This window comes from Streptomyces sp. NPDC039430 (assembly GCF_055639435.1).
Genome location: NZ_JBVKAK010000004.1, coordinates 399,533 through 414,372 on the forward strand (window position 1 = coordinate 399,533; position 14,840 = coordinate 414,372).

Below are 14,840 nucleotides of genomic sequence, written 5' to 3' on the forward strand. Positions count from 1 at the left end.
CCTTTCCGGACCCGCCGGGCCCGTCTCCGAGGTGAGGCACCAGAAGGGCGCCGGGTTCGTCGTGCCGCACGGAGTTCACCTCGGCGACGCGGCGCCGGTGGCGCCGGCTGTGTCGGCTGTGTCGGCGTCGGTGGCCGGGGCGGTCCCGTGGGCGTTCGCGCCGTCGGTCACGGCTTGGATCAGAGCCGCCAACAGCGCCGTACGGCGGGGCAGTTCGGCGACGACGACGTGTTCGTCGTCCGCGTGCGCCCCGCCACCCACGGCGCCCAGTCCGTCGAGGGTGGGAATCCCGAGGCCGGCGGTGAGGTTCCCGTCCGACGCGCCCCCGACGGCGGCGGAGGTGAGCGCGCCGAGGCCGAGTGACTCGGCGAGCGACGCGGCGAGGCCGAACAGCCCCGACGACGCCTCCGCGTGGAGCGGCGGGCGGTTGATGCCGCCGGAGATTCGGATCCGCGCGTCCGCCAGTACCGGTCTCAGTTCGCGTACGGACCGGTCGACCCGCCGCTGCTCCGCCGGGTCCCACGCCCGCACGTCGAGCGCGACGCTCGCGCGGGCGGGAACGGTGTTGGTCGTCGTACCGGCGGAGAGGGCCGTCGGAACGACGCTCGTGCCGCGTTCCGGGTCGGTGAGCATGGCCACGGCGAGAATCTGGTGGGCGATCTCCACTCCGGCGTTCACGCCCTTCTCCGCTTCGAGCCCGGCGTGCGCGGCCCGTCCCTCCACGTCGATCCGGTACAGGGAGACGCCCTTGCGACGACACTTCAGCGCGCCCCCGTCGGCCGACGCCTCCAGCACGAACACCGCGTCGCAGCCGCGCGCCTCCTCCTCGATCAGGCGCCGCGACGACGGCGAGCCCACCTCCTCGTCGCCGGTGATCAGGATCGACAGCCCCGCCCGGTCACGGACCGAGGCGGCGGCGTGCAGCGCCATCACGACGCCCGCCTTCATGTCGAAGCAGCCCGGCCCGCGCAGCACGCCGTCGCGGACCGAGTACGGGTGGGTCTCCAGCGAGCCGATGGGCCACACCGTGTCGTGGTGCCCGAGCAGCAGTACGCGCGGCGTCCCGCCGAGCCGCCATCTCAGATGCGTACTCCCGTCGACCACGACGCGGTCCGGTTCGGCGTCGAGCAGCCGGCGTCCGAGGGCCGCCACCACGTCCGCGCTGCGGGCGACGGCCTCGTGGTCGGACGACGGCGACTCGCAGCGCACCAGGGTTTCGATGTCGGCGAGCAGGTCCCGTACCACCGCGTCAACGCCTGTCGCGGTCATCCGTCACGCCGTCCATGGCCTGGAGCCGCTGCCCCGCGACCGGGTGCATATGGCTCCGTGCGGGTCGACGGACCCCGGACCGACGACCCGCCCCGTCATGTCGGGGGCCGCACACCCCGGCGGTGCGACGAGCCCTGCGCCGAGGGCCTCGGCCACGCCGCCCGGCACAACCACGCCGGCCATGCCGGACGAACCCGGTTTCCGGGTCGATGACACGGCCGCCGCGCAAGAGTGTCCGCATGCCTTCATCTCCTCAAGGACGCGCTGGAGCGCCTGCTGTCGCCCCAGACCCTAGGAGGGGACCGGCGACCACTGTTCGTCCAACCTGACGAATCCGTGGGAGTGTGTCGGGGCGCCGGGACGAACGACTGGATGGTCCGGCGCAGTGGTTCGAACGGGTACTGGGCGCCGTGGTCAGGGCCCGCCAAGGCCGCGCCGGCGAGCGCGGCCGGTGCCCACCGGGTGGTCGGCCACCGAAACCGGTTGCTCGCGGCTCTCGCCGTGATCATCCCGGTCCGATGGACCTCGGAGAAGCGGCACAGGCGTGGCGTGGTCGAGCGACCCGGTGTACGACCCGACGGCCCTGGCCGGGGCGGGGCTCGTCGTGGTGCGCGTCAACTGCCGTGTGGGTGCGGAGGGTTGCGCACTCCTCGACGACGCACCGCTCAACCGTGGCTTTCTCGACCGGATCGCGGCGCTGGAAGGGGTGCGGCGCAACATCGCCTCCTTCGGCGGAGACCCCGGCCGGGTCACCGTGGTCGGGCAGTCCGCCGGGGCGGTGGCGGTCCTGCCGACGATGAAGCCGGCGCGCGGCCTGTTCCGGCGGGCCGGCCTCCACGCGCACAGGAAGAGCTGGGGAGGGCGCACGGAGACCGGCACTGCCGTGTGCCCCGTCCTCGATGTCGAGGTTCTCCCCGAAGCGCCCTGGCCCGCACTGGCCGGTGGGCGTGCGGGCGGGATCGAGCTGCTCGTCGGCCATGTCCGGGACGAATTTCCCCTGTTCGGCGTCATGAGCAGTCGGCCGGGGCGAACGCCGCGGCCGGCGGCACCTCACCGGGACAGAAATCAGCGGCGACCCGCCCACCCCCGGGGCCCTCGCGCTCTCCCGCGAACTCCAGCAGGCATGGACCCGCTTCGCCGCCACGGTCCCTCCGGCCGGGTCAGCGTGGGCACCGAGTCAGATCGGCGGATCGAGGGTTAGAGACCGCGCTTCTTCGCGCTCTCCGCGGCCGCGCCCATGCCGAGGCCCGCCACGATCAGCACGAGGGACACATAGATCTCGTAGCCGTCGAAGTAGCTCATCCGCGCGACCAGCGACCAGAGTTCGAACCATCCGTCCGTCCATTCGTGCAGCAGTCCTCCCACGCCTTGGGACAACAGGAGGAAACACAGGACTCCGCATACCGTCTTCACCACTGAAGGCTAGAAAGAGCGAGCTCAGTGCGGCTACTGGCCTTCAGGAGCGGCCTCGGTGACCAAAGTCGCGAGCGGGTCCCGCTCGCCCGTCCCAAAGTCGTCGCACGCGGTGGCCCCGCGTCCGCCGGGCGGGCGCGGGGCCACCGTGCTCACCTGCTCACGCCGCCGGCGCGAGCAGCGCGGACGCTCCGGAGGCCGTCGCCGCGATCCTGATCTCCGCCCGCTGTGTGACGCCGTTGACCGTCACGGCGAGAACGACCGTCCCGGGCCGCAGCGCGGTGAGGGTGCCCGTCGCCGGGTCGAACACCGCCGCGTGGCGTGGGCGGGCGCCGTTCCGGTCGCCGATACGGAGATTCGGGGAGCCCGTCCAGTCGGCGCTGAGCGGGAAGCCGACGGGCACCGCCCTGGCCCCCTGGGTGACGGTCGCCGTGGCACGGGCGCTCTGCCCGGGAGCCAGCGCGGCCGGAGCCTCCAGCGTGAGCGCGTCGGTGTGGGCGCGGGTCTGTACGGAGACCCAGTCAGGGCCGCCCTTCCACGGGGCCAGCCGCGCGGCGGACTGCGCGCCCCGCGAGACCTGGTCGACCCCGATGAGCGACCAGCCGGTGAACCCGCCCTCGTTCGCCGGGGCCGCGGGTGCCTTCCCCGAGTTCCCGTTGATCAGATACGGCACTCCGTTCACCCGCGACGCGTCGAAGACACCGACGTGGCCGCCGATGAATCCCGCGCCCTTGCCCGTCGTCCGGCGGAAGTCCGCGAGCCACTGTTCGAGGAGGGCCGCCTCCTTGCGGTCGCTCAGCTCGCCGGCCTTCTGGACGGTCGGATCGCGCGGCGGTACGTGCTCGATCACCATCACCGAGCGGATCCGGTCGTCCTTCGCGGCCGCGTCCAGCTGCTCCCGTACCGCCTTGATCTGCGCCAGGCCTCCGCCGCGCAGCGTCAGACTCGATGTGTCGAGGGTGAGGAAGCGGGTCCCCCGGTGGTCGAAAATCCGCTGGGCGGGGCCGAACCGGTCCACGAAGTCGTTGATCGTGCCGCCCATGACCTCGTGGTTGCCCGGTACGTAGTACCAGGGCAGGGCGTCGCCCAGTTCCTCGGTCAGGAGTGTTCCGGCGAAGGCGAGATCCGCCGGGGATCCCTCGTCCACCAGGTCGCCGTTGATGACGAGGAAGTCGGGCCTCGCCGCCTTGATCTCGCGCAGGGTACGGCGTGCCTGCGCCACGATCGCGCTGCCGGGGTCACGGGCGACGAACTGGGCGTCGGACATCACCGCGAACCGCCAGTCCCTGGCGCCGGTCCCGGCCGCCGAATCGATCAGCGGATCGGCCGGGCGCGGCTGCGCGGGCAGCTCGACCGCCGGCGGCACCTGCGCCGTCAGTCCGTCGATCACGATCTCGCCGGTGTACTGCTTGGCGGCGGCGGTCTCGGCGAGATAGAAGCGGTACACGCTGAGCGGCGTGGCGGCTCCGGCCGGCACGGCGAAGGTCACCTGCCGCCAGCCGGTCCAGGTGACATACGGGCCGCGCAGCAACTGGTCGGAGCCCGCCGCGTCCTTGAGGTGCAGGGTGGGCCAGGCGCCCTTGCCGTCACCCTTGATCCAGAGCGTGAAGGACTGCGGCCGGCCGGGCACCGGGATCGGCCGGGGCGGATTCGCGTAGGCGGCGCGGGTGGCGGTGGAGCGGGTGAAGTCGTACGCGAGGGTGAGCCCGGTGCCGGTGTGGCCGTCCGGGGTGGCCGAGACCGAGCCGTCCGCGCGGGCCTGGCCGAAGGTCCAGGACGCGGCGTCGTCGAAGGCGGAGACCGGCTGCTCGTCCAGCCCGACGCTGACGGCGAGGACCGTCGTGCGGCCGCCCGCCTCGACCGTGACGCGCCCGGCTCCGCTGCCCGTCAGGGATGTGACGGTGAAGGAGCCCCGGCCGTCGTCGGCCACGGAGAAGAGCGAGTGGTCGTAGCCGAGCCGTACGTCGCGGGGTTCGATGGGGGCGCTGGTCCCGTGGGCGTCGAGGCCGACGATGCCGAAGGTGCCGGTCGCCGTGGCGTCGGCGAGTCCGACGCGCCGGGTGGTGGGCTGGATGCGGTCGAGCCGGTCGAGGACCGTCAGCTCCGTGCCGCCGCCGGCCCGGCCGCGTTCGGCCCGTACCTCGGTGGTGCCGCTGTCGCGCGCGGTGAACACGCCGTCGGCGTCGACGCGGCCCACCGAGGGCCGTACGGCCCGCCAGCGCGGCTCGCCCGTCGCGGGCCCGTAGGTCTCGTCGTATCCGGCCGCGGTGAGCGGGCGGGTCAGTCCGGGGAAGACCCGCTCGGGGTGGCCACCCTTGACGGGGTCGACGCCCGGGGCGCCGCTCGCGGGGGTATGGGGCTCGACCCAGAAGCCCTTGAGGTGTCCGCTGCCGTCCGGCGCGGTGAGGGCGAGGCCGTTGGGGACCGTGCGCTCGCTGCCGTCGGAGGGGCTGTTCTCCACGCGCAGCGTGTCACTGCCCGGGGCACGGGCGACCAGCGTGGACGAGCCGCCGCCGTCGAGGTTGAGCGCGCTGTGGGCGCCGGCGCGCCGCATCATCTCGCCCAGCTCGGTGAGGGTGACACCACCGCTGTCGGCCTGCCGGCCGTCGACGGTGATCACCTGCATGGTGCCGCCGTCCCGCGAGAACCCGACGGCGGTGCGCGGGGCGGCGGTGTTGTTGCCCTCGCCGTCGTGGTTCTGCGCCACGCCGTCCACGACGAGCAGTTCACGGCCGCCGACAGCCGTCCGCGGGATGGCTCCGCTGTCGGTGCGCGGCCGGTATTCCACGGTGACCGGGTCCCCGGGGCGCAGGGCGCGGAGTGCCTCGGCGCCCGCTTCCCGGCCGACCAGGACGGTCGTACCCCCGTCGATCGTTCCGGTGCCGGGACGGTCCGTCACGGACACGACCCTGCCGTCCCGTACGGCTGCCTCGGCGACGGGTGCCGCCCGGTCCACGGTGAGCGCGCGGTCCGCCACGCCCCAGCCCGGGGTGTACGCGCCGATGCCGCCGGCCGGCACATTGGCCGCGTTGTAGGCGTCCAGCGCGCGCGGCCCCGAGGGGAGTGTCACGGTGCCGTCGAAGTACAGCTTCAGGAGACGCCCGGCGCTCCCGGGGCCGATGCCGAGGGCCTGGTTGGCTCCGGGCGCGGGTGAGTGCGTGACCTTTCCGTCGGCGATCCCGGGGCCCTGGGGCGCGCCCGTCTCGTTGATGTCGAAGAAGTCCGCGTTGATCGCGGCGACGGTACGGCGTCCGGGTCCCGCGTCATGGCCGGCGGCCAGTTGCGAGACCGTACGGCGGTCGGAGACCTTGCCCGAGGAGAGGTAGTCGGCTTGGGCGCCGGTGCCGTCGAGGTCGACGGAGAGCGCGTCCACGCGCAGCCACTTGTCGGCTTCGAGCCGGTCGTACGAGGTGAGCCGGACGCCGAGGGCGATCGGGCGCGCGGCCCGCGCGGTCTCGATGCCGTCGGCGTCCGCGACGGATCTCGGGGTTCCGGTGGCTCTCGGGTCCGTGGTGGCCGCGCTCGCGGGTGGCGGCGCGACCGGCCGCAGCACGTCCGCGGCGGTACGGGGTCGGGGGTCGGGGGTGGAGTCGGCGGAGGACGGGGATACCGCCCCCACCGTCAGAGCGGTCACGGCCGCGAAGAGCACGGCGGTCCGCCCGGCGATGCCTGGGCCCACAACTTCTCCTGGAAGACGGTGGATACGCATGGCGTGTGCGATGTCGGCCGCCAGCATTGCCGTGCACACACCAATGAACCAGGGGTTCGCGGAGACGTCGCGGAGAACACGCGGTGACAGGGGAGCACGAGGCGGCGCGTCCGGCCGGAATCGGACACCGCCGCGGCGCCGGAAGCTGTCCCGGCGTCAGAGGCTTTCACGGCCTCAGAAAGGGTGCCGGGCTCTCCGGCCGGGCTCACCGGCCGGGCGCCCAGGGCTCACCCGTCCGGCCGAGCCGGTTGAGACGCACGGCCGAGCCCGGCTCACATGCGCGACCGGGACGTGCGCGGCTGTCCCGGCGTCAGTCGCCGTCACGCCGCAGGAGCAGCAGGGCCATGTCGTCCCCGCCGCTCCGCTCCCCCACCGCCGCGAACAGCAGGTCCGCCAGCGCCTCCAGATCCGCCGGGCCCGTCCGTACGGTCTCTCTGAGCCCCTCCAGGCTCTCGCCGAGGTCGATGCCCGGCTGCTCCACCAGCCCGTCGGTGCAGAGCAGCAGCGTCTCCCCGGGCTTCAGCACTCCCGTGGTCACCGGGTAGCTGATCCCGCCGAGCTCCGCGAACTCCGCGGAGAGTCCGAGGGGCAGCCCGCCGGACGCCTCGATCCAGTGGCAACTGCCGTCTGCGCGCCGGACCAGTGGGTTGAGATGGCCTGCCCGTACGATCCGCAGCCCGCCGGTCGACATGTTCACCTCCGCGTAGGTGCAGGTCGCGAAGCGGTCGGTGCCCAGTTCGCGCAGCAGGGCGGAGGCGCGGGCCATCGCGGTGTCGGGCGGGTGCCCCTCGGCGGCGTACGCCCAGAGCGTCATGCGCAGCTGGCCCATGACCACGGCCGCGTCCGTGTCATGGCCCTGGACGTCACCGATCGTCAGCCCCACCCGGTTGCCGGGCAGCGGAAGCACGTCGTACCAGTCACCGCCGACGCTCCGGCCGGTCCGCGCGGAGCGGTAGCGGAAGGCGGTCCGCGCGCCGGGGACCTCGGGAACGTGCCGGGGCAGCATCGCCCGCTGGAGATCCTCGGAGAGGTCGTGCTCCTGCTCGTAGAGGATGGCCCGCTGGAGGCTCTGCGCGATACCGCTGGAGAGCGCGACCAGCAGATTGCGTTCCTCGGCGCTGAAACCGCCGTGCCGGGGGTAGAGCAGCCCCATGGCGCCGATCATCCTGCCCTGGGCGATCAGCGGCAGATAGGCGCCGGAGCGTACCGACAGCGGCTCGACATGCGGCCAGAGAAGCGGATAGGAGGACCGGAAGTCCTCACGCGAGGTGATGAAGCGGGGCCGCTGGGTGCGTACCACCTCGCTCATCGGGAACGGCGCGTCGATCCGGGTGTACTGCAGCTCCGGTACGTACGACCCCGACCGGCCCTCGGCGATCGTCCTGATCCGCCCGCCCTCCACGACGCCCAGCATGACGCTCACGGCCTTGAGATGGCCGAGCGCCTCCTCGTCCCGCAGGACGTCGAGGACGTCCTCGACGGTCTCGGCGCGCGCCAGCAGGACGGTGGTGCGCTCCACCACCCCGGTCAGCCTGCGCCGTGCCTCGTCCAGATCGCTTCTGGCGGCCACCTCGGCCAGTTCGTGTTCCGCGCTCCGTACGAGGCCGATGATCCGCCGGGGCCGTCCCGCGCCGTCGTAGGCGATATGCCCCTGGGCACGGGTCCACTGCCGTGATCCGTCGGGGCGGACGATCCGGAAGTACGCCGCCACCCCGGCCGTGCCCTCCTTGAGCGCCCGCGCCAGCAGGCTCTTCAGCCGCGCGGCCTCGAACAGCGGCATACGGCGGGCGAGGCTGCGCGGACTGCCGTCGTACTCCTCCGGGCGAAGGCCCAGGATCTGGAGGGCGGGCGCGTTCAGATGCAGCAGCCCGCCGGCGAGATCCCAGTCGAAGCTTCCCACCCGGTTGAGCGCGAGACTCAGTTCCGGATGGGCGGGCCAGTCGTCCGGCAGCGACACGGCAGCCGGAGGGGCGCCCGGATCAGCCATGGAGCCACCATCTCACCGATCGGCCCTTCCCACTCCTTGAGACCGTCCCGGGCCGCTGCCCGAGCCGGCGCCGGACAGCGAGAGCGCGCGGAGCGCCTGGAGCGTCCAGAAAGCGTTTCTCCACGGACAGGTGCCGGAGGAAACTGGTTGCCTGCGACCGAGCGTGCGCCAACACTGCCGAAAGAGGACTCCGCTCTCCATGCAGAAACCCGAATCCGCCCCGCGTCCCAGTCCACTGGACCATCACTACTCCGGGGAGCATCCGCTCCGCACCCTCGCCTATCTCTTCCGGCCCGACCGCCACCGGCTGTCCCTGGCGGTCGTGGTGTTCGCCGTCAAACACATTCCGGTCTGGCTGCTCCCCCTGATCACGGCCAACATCATCGACGTGGTGGTCGATCACGGTCCGGTCGCCGAACTCTGGTACAACACCGGGGTTCTGGTGTTCGTCCTCGTGCTGAACTTTCCGCTGGCGCTGCTGTACGCGCGCCTGATGAGCTCCAGCATCCGCCGGATGGGCCGTGAGCTGCGCTCGGCGCTCTGCCGCCGGATGCAGTACCTGTCCATCGGCTACCACGCCCGGGTCAGCGCGGGCGTCCTGCAGACCAAGGTCGTACGGGACGTCGAGGGCGTGGAGCAGATGACCCAGCAGAGCGCCGACATGGGGCTCGGCGCCATCATGACGCTGATCGGCGGACTGGCGGTGATCGGCTACCGTGCCCCCGTCGTCCTGCCGGTGTTCCTGGTCGTCGTGCCGCTCGCGGCCCTGCTGGTACGCCGGCTGCGCTCCCGGATCCGCAGCAACAACGAGGAATTCCGGCTGGAGATCGAGCAGCTCTCCTCACGTGTCGGTGAGATGACCACACTGATCCCGATCACCCGTGCCCACGGGCTGGAGCGGACGGCGCTGCACCGCGTCGACCACACCCTGGAGCGGGTGCTCTCCGCCGGGTTCCGGCTCGATCTGCTCAACGGCCGCTTCGGATCGCTCTCCTGGATCCTGCTCAACACGATGGCGGTCGGCTGTCTCTCGGGCTCGGCGATCGTCGCGTACTACGGCTGGCTGGGGCTCTCGGCCGGTGATGTCGTGATGATCAGCGCTTTCTTCACGGCGCTGACCGCCTCGCTGACGACGCTGATGAATCTGACCCCGATCATCTCCAAGGGCCTGGAGTCGGTGCGGTCGATCGGTGAGGTCCTTCAGGCGCCCGATCTGGAGAGCAACGAGGGCAAGGCGTCCGTCGAGCGTATCGGCGGGCGTATCGACTTCCAGGGGATGGGTTTCCGCTATCCGGAGGCGACGGAGCACTCGGTGCGCGGGTTCGAGCTGTCCGTACGGCCCGGCGAGACCATAGCCCTGGTCGGCGCGTCCGGGGCGGGCAAGTCCACGATCCTGAATCTGCTGATCGGCTTCATCCGCCCCACCGAGGGCCGGATACTTCTCGACGGCGCCGATATGGCCTCCCTGGATCTGCGCACCTACCGCCGCTTCCTGTCCGTCGTGCCGCAGGAGTCGATCCTCTTCGAGGGAACCATCCGGGAGAACGTCACCTACGGTCTGGAGGGCGGGGCCGACGAGGACGCGCTGCGCGGGGCGCTGCTCGCCGCGAACGCGATGGAGTTCGTCGAACGGCTGCCGGACGGCCTCGACACGGTGGTGGGGCAGCGCGGCGCCCGGCTGTCGGGCGGGCAGAAGCAACGGCTGGCGATCGCCAGGGCGCTGATCAGGGATCCCCGCATCCTGGTGCTCGACGAGGCGACCTCCGCCCTCGACAACACGTCGGAGGGGCTGATCCAGGACGCGCTGTCCCATCTCGTCCGGGGCAGGACCGTGTTCGTCGTGGCGCACCGGCTGTCCACCATCCAGAACGCGGACCGCATCATCGTGATGGAGCGGGGCCGCATCGTCGAGGCGGGCAGCCATCATGAACTGCTGGCGCGGGGCGGGGCGTACGCGACCACGCTCCAGCCGAGGCGTTCGGGCTGACGGCGCCGCTCAGCGTTCGTGGCGCGACCGTACGGGCCGCTCGTCGGCGACCGGGTCGATCCGGCCCGCTCTGACGTGTTCGTACGCCATCGTCGTCTGCACATCGGCGACTTCGCGGCGTTCCGTGAGGCGGTCGATGACGAAGGCGTAGACGCCGTTGACGTCGGGAACGGCGATGTGCAGCAGGAAGTCATGGGCGCCGGAGGTGACGAACAGGCCGATCACCTCCGGCAGCCGTGCCGCCCATTCACGGAACCCCTCGATCACCGGCCGGGCCGGCGGCCGGATACGGACCGAGATCAGGGCCTGCACGGGCCGGCCCATCGCGTCGAGGTCGACGGCCGCGTGGTAGCCCGTGATGACGCCGCTCCGGCGCAGCAGCCGCACCCGCTCCAGCGAGGTGGAGGGTGAGACCCCGGTCTTGGCCGCCAGCTCCCGGTTGGTCTGCCGTGCATCGTTCTGCAGCTCCCGCAGCAGAGCTTGATCGATCACATCAAATTTCACGGAACACCTCGATTGCCGTATGACATGCGGCGGCTCGGGACAGCACGGGAACTTCTGCCTAGCGTAGCGGGATATCCACAGACGAAGGAGTTCCATGTCCCTCCCCCACCCGTCTCTCCCGCAGTCGTCCCTCCCCCGGCTGGCAGGCGAGGACATCACCACCGACCGCTCCACCCGGCAGGCCAGGCTGAAGTGGGTGATCGTCGTGGACGGGAGTCTCCCGGCGGGCCGGATCACGAACGCCGCCGCGTGTATGGCGGCCGCCGTGGGAAAGGCGCTGCCCGCTCTCCTCGGGCCCGACGGCGCGGACGCCTCCGGCGTCACCCATCCCGGGCTGCCCTGGGCCGGCTGTACGGTCCTCGCCGCCGACGGCGAGACCCTGCGCGTGCTGCGCGCGAAGGCGGCCACGAAGGACGAGGTGCTGATCGTGGACATGCCCGAACCGGCCCAGACCTCACGGGTGTACGACGAGTATCTCGGCGTGCTCGCCGGGACGGGCCAGGACGAGCTGGGGTACTGCGCCATCAGTCTGGTGGGCCCGCGCAACAGGATCGACCGGCTCGTCGGCGGGCTGAGTCTGCTCCGCTGACCAGGTGATGATGACGGTGATCGCGATCGGATCGCCGGATATCCGTTACCGAGTGTGAGTCGGGGCGTTGAAGGGGCGTGAGGCCGCACATCGTGCGGCTGTGCTCCAAACGGTTCAAGGAGATTCTTGATGTCGCGTATCGCGAAGGCAACAGCTGTTCTCGTCGGCACGGGCGCCGTGCTGGCCGGTGGCGCCGGTATGGCCGCTGCCGACGCCGACGCCGGGGCCGCCGCCATCGGCTCGCCCGGTGTCGTGTCGGGCAATGTCATCCAGGTGCCCCTGCACGTCCCGATCAACGTCTGTGGCAACACCATCGACGTGGTCGGTGTACTCAACCCGGCGTTCGGCAACAAGTGCGCCAACCTGTCGGGCGAGCACCACAAGCACGGCGGCTACGGCGGCTGATCACCGATGAGGACGCGCGGCCCGGGGGTCGCGCGCTTCCGGTGAAGGACGGCCCCCCGCGTGTTCACGCGGGGGGCCGTCGCATATCCGCCGGAGAGTCACCCTTCGTAGCGGTAGAGGTCCCGGTGGTCGAGGAGTTGGGACGGCTTCACGTTCCAGGGCGGCATCGGTTCCACCAGACTGATCGCCCGGCCACGCTGCGGGTCTCCGGCGCCCAGCTTCGTCCTCGGCAGATAGGTCGCCTTCGGGTGTCGGCTCTGCCAGCGGTCCCAGAGCAGATCGACGAAGGCGTGGTGCAGCCAGAAGACGGGGTCGGCAGGGGAGGATCCGCCGAGCATATGGCCGCCGACCCAGCGGTGTACGCGGTTGTGGTTGCACCAGGGCGCCTCGCCTCCAGAGATCCAGCCCTCCAGTCTGTTCCGGAAGCCCGCGGCCGACGTCGAGTCCCAGGGGGCCACGTCGTACACCCCGTCGCTCATCGCCCAGTCCAGTTCGCTCCTGGTGGGCAGCGCGACCGGCTCGGAGGGGCGGCCGAGATCGCGGGTGAGGAACTTCCCCTCCGTCACCCCGCCCCTGATCGTCCAGTTGCCTTCCTTGTAGGCGAACGGACCGGTGACGACCTGCTGGTCGCGCGGCCGCCCGGTCCCGCCGAGGAAGTCCTCGGACCACAGCGTGGCGGCGGCGGTGTTGTCGGTGGTCCAGTCCCAGTACGGGACGGTCACCTTCGGGTCCACCCGCTGGAGCGCTCGCTCGAACTCCAGCAGGAAGCGCCGGTGCCAGGGGAAGAACGACGGGGCCATGTGTCCGGCGCGCGGTCCGCCCTCCGCGTCGGAGACGTAGTACTGGACATGCAGCCGGACGAACTCGTCGTACTCACCACGCCGTTTGAGCTCCAGGACGGCGCCGACGAAGCGCTTCTTCTCGGCGCCGGTGAGATTCCGCTGGTTCTTTCTGATGTACACCGGTGAGGCCCTCCAGCCGTCGGATGCGAGGAGACGGGGTGGTCGGACGGGTCAGATGTGGTGGACCGGCCCGTCGAGGGCCAGTTGCGCGCCCCGGAGGTCCCTGACCGCCGCACGGGCCGCCGCGAGCGGCGTCGGGTACGACTCGTAGTGGTTGACCATGCTCAGATAGCTGCCGTCGGCCCGCCGCATCACCTGGAGCGGCCGGCCGTCGATCCGGATGTCGGGCGGAGAGGGGGGAGACAGCGCGGAGACGTCCGGGCCGGCCGAGACCGCGGCGAGGGAGCCGGGGTACGCGGTGCCGGAGCGGCCGATCTGGATATGCCGTCCGCGGTACATCTCGTCGAGGACCCCGCCGGCTCCGGCCTCCGCGCTCCGCGCACCGCTGCCGGCCGCCGCGCCGACGGACTCGCGGCCCGCCCTGAGGACGGGGGCCGGCGCCGCCGCGGTGCCCGCGACCACGCCCAGTGTGAAGAGCCCGCGCAGCAGCTCGCGCCGCGGCCTGCCGCGTCCGGACGGCCCGGTCGCGGCGGCGCCCGGATCACCGGCGGCGCTCCCGGCGGACACCGTATTGCCGACGGACACCGCCCCGTTGGTCCACGGGGCGTCCTCGGCCTCGGGAAGCGTCCTCGTACGGTCCGGTTCCGCGTGGATTTCCGCCGGCATATAGGCCTCCGCTCGTCGCGCGCTGCTCGGTCGGGGCGGCGGCTCCGGCCGCGCGGCGGGCGCGCGGAGACGGACCGTGACCCCGACCGGCACAACGACACGGCGGCCGATCAGTTCTCCGGCGGGTGAACCGCCGGGTGAACCGGCCTCGCCGTGACCGGGTGAGCCGGTCGGTACGCGAAAGCCGGTCCGACGGTGGTGAACCCGTCGGACCGGCCTCTGCCCGGATGCCGCTCAGCAGCTCAGATTGGACCCGGGGGTGGTCCCGAGGATCTGCACGAAGCGCTGGTAGTTGTTGATACGGCTCTGCACCTGTCCGGGGTTGCCCCCGTTGCACTCGATGCTGCCGTTGATGCTGCGGATGGTCTCACCGAAGCCGCGCTGGTTGACCATGGCGTTGTGCGGGGTCATCGTGCCGGGGCCGGTCTGGGTGTTCCAGTACCAGAGGGCGGTCTTCCAGGCCACGGCCGAGTCGTTCTGCACGAGCCAGGGGTTGTTGAGCAGGTCGATGCCCAGCGCGTCACCGGCCGCCTTGTAGTTGAAGTTCCAGCTCAGCTGGATCGGCCCGCGGCCGTAGTACGCGGCCTGGCCCGCGGGGCACCCGTAGGACTGCGAAGTGTCGCAGTAGTGCGGGTAGTTGGCGGTGTTCTGCTCGACGATATGGACGAGCCCACCGGTCTCGTGGCTGACATTGGCCAGGAACGCGGCGGCCTCCTGGCGCTTGACCGTGTCACTGCCGGTGTTCGCGAAGCCGGGGTAGGCGCTCAGGGCGGCGGTCAGGCCGCTGTAGGAGTAGAAGGAGTTCCGGCTCGGGAACATCTGGTTGAACTGGCTCTCGCTGACCACGAATCCGCCCTGTGGCGGCGGGGTGGTGCCGCCGCAGGTGTACGGCTCCCAGTACCAGGTGCTGATGACCGGGTCGTAGCCCGGGTTGTCGTGCTCGGCTCGGTAGAACTTGCCGTCGGTGTACTTGACGATGTCGCCGGCGACATACGCGCGGCCCGCGACCCAGGCCGGGTAGTCACAGCTGCCACCGGATCCGCCACCGGGGCTGGAGCCGTCACAACTGCCCTGGTCGGCCCAGACGTCGGAGGTACCGGGGGTCTCCCCCTGGGTCCACCACTTCGCCGACCAGTTGTGACCGTTGTACGAGGCGACACCTCCGCCGGTGTAGACGGCGGAGGCGCTCCAGCCGGGGCCGCAGGCCGCGGCGGCGGAGGCGGATGACGCGGGCAGGAACACCGCGAGGGCGAGGGCCGAAACCATCGCCGTGAGCAGGGCAAGAACTCGCTGTCTCAAACGACTCACTCCTTCGCGCGAGCGGCCGCTGCCGGCACTCGCCATGGGGG

General features: G+C 71.6%; 12 protein-coding genes. 4 read left to right on the top strand and 8 right to left on the bottom strand.

What is annotated here, in order from left to right; translation table 11 throughout:
• Positions 1-75 precede the first annotated feature (75 nt).
• Complete coding sequence (locus ACZ7LS_RS13595) at positions 76-1,269, bottom strand: M20 family metallopeptidase (RefSeq protein WP_385129812.1); 1,194 nt, start codon at positions 1,267-1,269, stop codon at positions 76-78.
• 544 nt (positions 1,270-1,813) lie between these two features.
• Between ACZ7LS_RS13595 and ACZ7LS_RS13600 the strand changes: the two genes are divergently transcribed.
• Complete coding sequence (locus ACZ7LS_RS13600; protein ID WP_385129814.1) at positions 1,814-2,470, top strand: carboxylesterase family protein; 657 nt, start codon at positions 1,814-1,816, stop codon at positions 2,468-2,470.
• On the opposite strand, the gene ACZ7LS_RS13605 is transcribed toward ACZ7LS_RS13600, so the two are convergent.
• The 3 genes from ACZ7LS_RS13605 to ACZ7LS_RS13615 all read right to left on the bottom strand — a co-directional run bounded on the left by ACZ7LS_RS13605 (position 2,467) and on the right by ACZ7LS_RS13615 (position 8,378).
• Positions 2,467-2,634 (bottom strand): hypothetical protein, encoded by a 168-nt coding sequence (locus ACZ7LS_RS13605; RefSeq protein ID WP_240045241.1) that lies wholly within the window; start codon positions 2,632-2,634, stop codon positions 2,467-2,469. The genes ACZ7LS_RS13600 and ACZ7LS_RS13605 overlap by 4 nt on opposite strands.
• Before the next feature lie 208 nt (positions 2,635-2,842).
• A complete protein-coding gene (locus ACZ7LS_RS13610; protein WP_385129816.1) occupies positions 2,843-6,361 on the bottom strand; it encodes a phosphodiester glycosidase family protein in 3,519 nt (1,172 codons plus the stop codon).
• A gap of 340 nt (positions 6,362-6,701) precedes the next feature.
• The gene (locus tag ACZ7LS_RS13615) at positions 6,702-8,378 is read right to left on the bottom strand and encodes a SpoIIE family protein phosphatase (RefSeq protein ID WP_385129818.1); all 1,677 of its coding nucleotides are present in this window, start codon (positions 8,376-8,378) and stop codon (positions 6,702-6,704) included.
• 199 nt (positions 8,379-8,577) lie between these two features.
• Between ACZ7LS_RS13615 and ACZ7LS_RS13620 the strand changes: the two genes are divergently transcribed.
• Positions 8,578-10,365, top strand: a complete 1,788-nt coding sequence (locus tag ACZ7LS_RS13620; protein WP_382665679.1) for an ABC transporter ATP-binding protein — start codon at positions 8,578-8,580, stop codon at positions 10,363-10,365.
• Between the two features lie 9 nt (positions 10,366-10,374).
• Here the strand turns inward: ACZ7LS_RS13620 and ACZ7LS_RS13625 are convergent, their stop codons facing one another.
• Positions 10,375-10,869 carry an Lrp/AsnC family transcriptional regulator gene (locus ACZ7LS_RS13625; RefSeq protein ID WP_382529285.1) on the bottom strand — a complete coding sequence of 165 codons (495 nt, stop codon included), beginning with the start codon at positions 10,867-10,869 and terminating at the stop codon, positions 10,375-10,377.
• A gap of 94 nt (positions 10,870-10,963) precedes the next feature.
• Here ACZ7LS_RS13625 and ACZ7LS_RS13630 point away from each other — a divergent pair, with 94 nt between their 5' ends.
• Complete coding sequence (locus ACZ7LS_RS13630) at positions 10,964-11,458, top strand: DUF2000 domain-containing protein (protein WP_382529288.1); 495 nt, start codon at positions 10,964-10,966, stop codon at positions 11,456-11,458.
• Between the two features lie 129 nt (positions 11,459-11,587).
• Complete coding sequence (locus ACZ7LS_RS13635; protein ID WP_382529291.1) at positions 11,588-11,863, top strand: chaplin; 276 nt, start codon at positions 11,588-11,590, stop codon at positions 11,861-11,863.
• A 98-nt stretch (positions 11,864-11,961) separates the two neighbouring features.
• Here the strand turns inward: ACZ7LS_RS13635 and ACZ7LS_RS13640 are convergent, their stop codons facing one another.
• From ACZ7LS_RS13640 to ACZ7LS_RS13650, 3 genes are all read right to left on the bottom strand, one after another.
• Positions 11,962-12,825 carry a tyrosinase family protein gene (locus tag ACZ7LS_RS13640; protein WP_382529294.1) on the bottom strand — a complete coding sequence of 288 codons (864 nt, stop codon included), beginning with the start codon at positions 12,823-12,825 and terminating at the stop codon, positions 11,962-11,964.
• A 51-nt stretch (positions 12,826-12,876) separates the two neighbouring features.
• A complete protein-coding gene (locus ACZ7LS_RS13645) occupies positions 12,877-13,491 on the bottom strand; it encodes a tyrosinase family oxidase copper chaperone (RefSeq protein ID WP_385129821.1) in 615 nt (204 codons plus the stop codon).
• 234 nt (positions 13,492-13,725) lie between these two features.
• A complete protein-coding gene (locus ACZ7LS_RS13650) occupies positions 13,726-14,790 on the bottom strand; it encodes a glycoside hydrolase family 19 protein (RefSeq protein WP_382968385.1) in 1,065 nt (354 codons plus the stop codon).
• Positions 14,791-14,840: the final 50 nt, after the last annotated feature.

Excerpts from the sequence above, each read along its gene's own strand:
- ACZ7LS_RS13595 (WP_385129812.1), bottom strand. The coding sequence starts at position 1,269 with ATGACCGCGACAGGCGTTGACGCGGTGGTACGGGACCTGCTCGCCGAC.
- ACZ7LS_RS13615 (WP_385129818.1), bottom strand. The coding sequence starts at position 8,378 with ATGGCTGATCCGGGCGCCCCTCCGGCTGCCGTGTCGCTGCCGGACGAC.
- ACZ7LS_RS13620 (WP_382665679.1), top strand. The coding sequence starts at position 8,578 with ATGCAGAAACCCGAATCCGCCCCGCGTCCCAGTCCACTGGACCATCAC.
- ACZ7LS_RS13630 (WP_382529288.1), top strand. The coding sequence starts at position 10,964 with ATGTCCCTCCCCCACCCGTCTCTCCCGCAGTCGTCCCTCCCCCGGCTG.
- ACZ7LS_RS13635 (WP_382529291.1), top strand. The coding sequence starts at position 11,588 with ATGTCGCGTATCGCGAAGGCAACAGCTGTTCTCGTCGGCACGGGCGCC.
- ACZ7LS_RS13645 (WP_385129821.1), bottom strand. The coding sequence starts at position 13,491 with ATGCCGGCGGAAATCCACGCGGAACCGGACCGTACGAGGACGCTTCCC.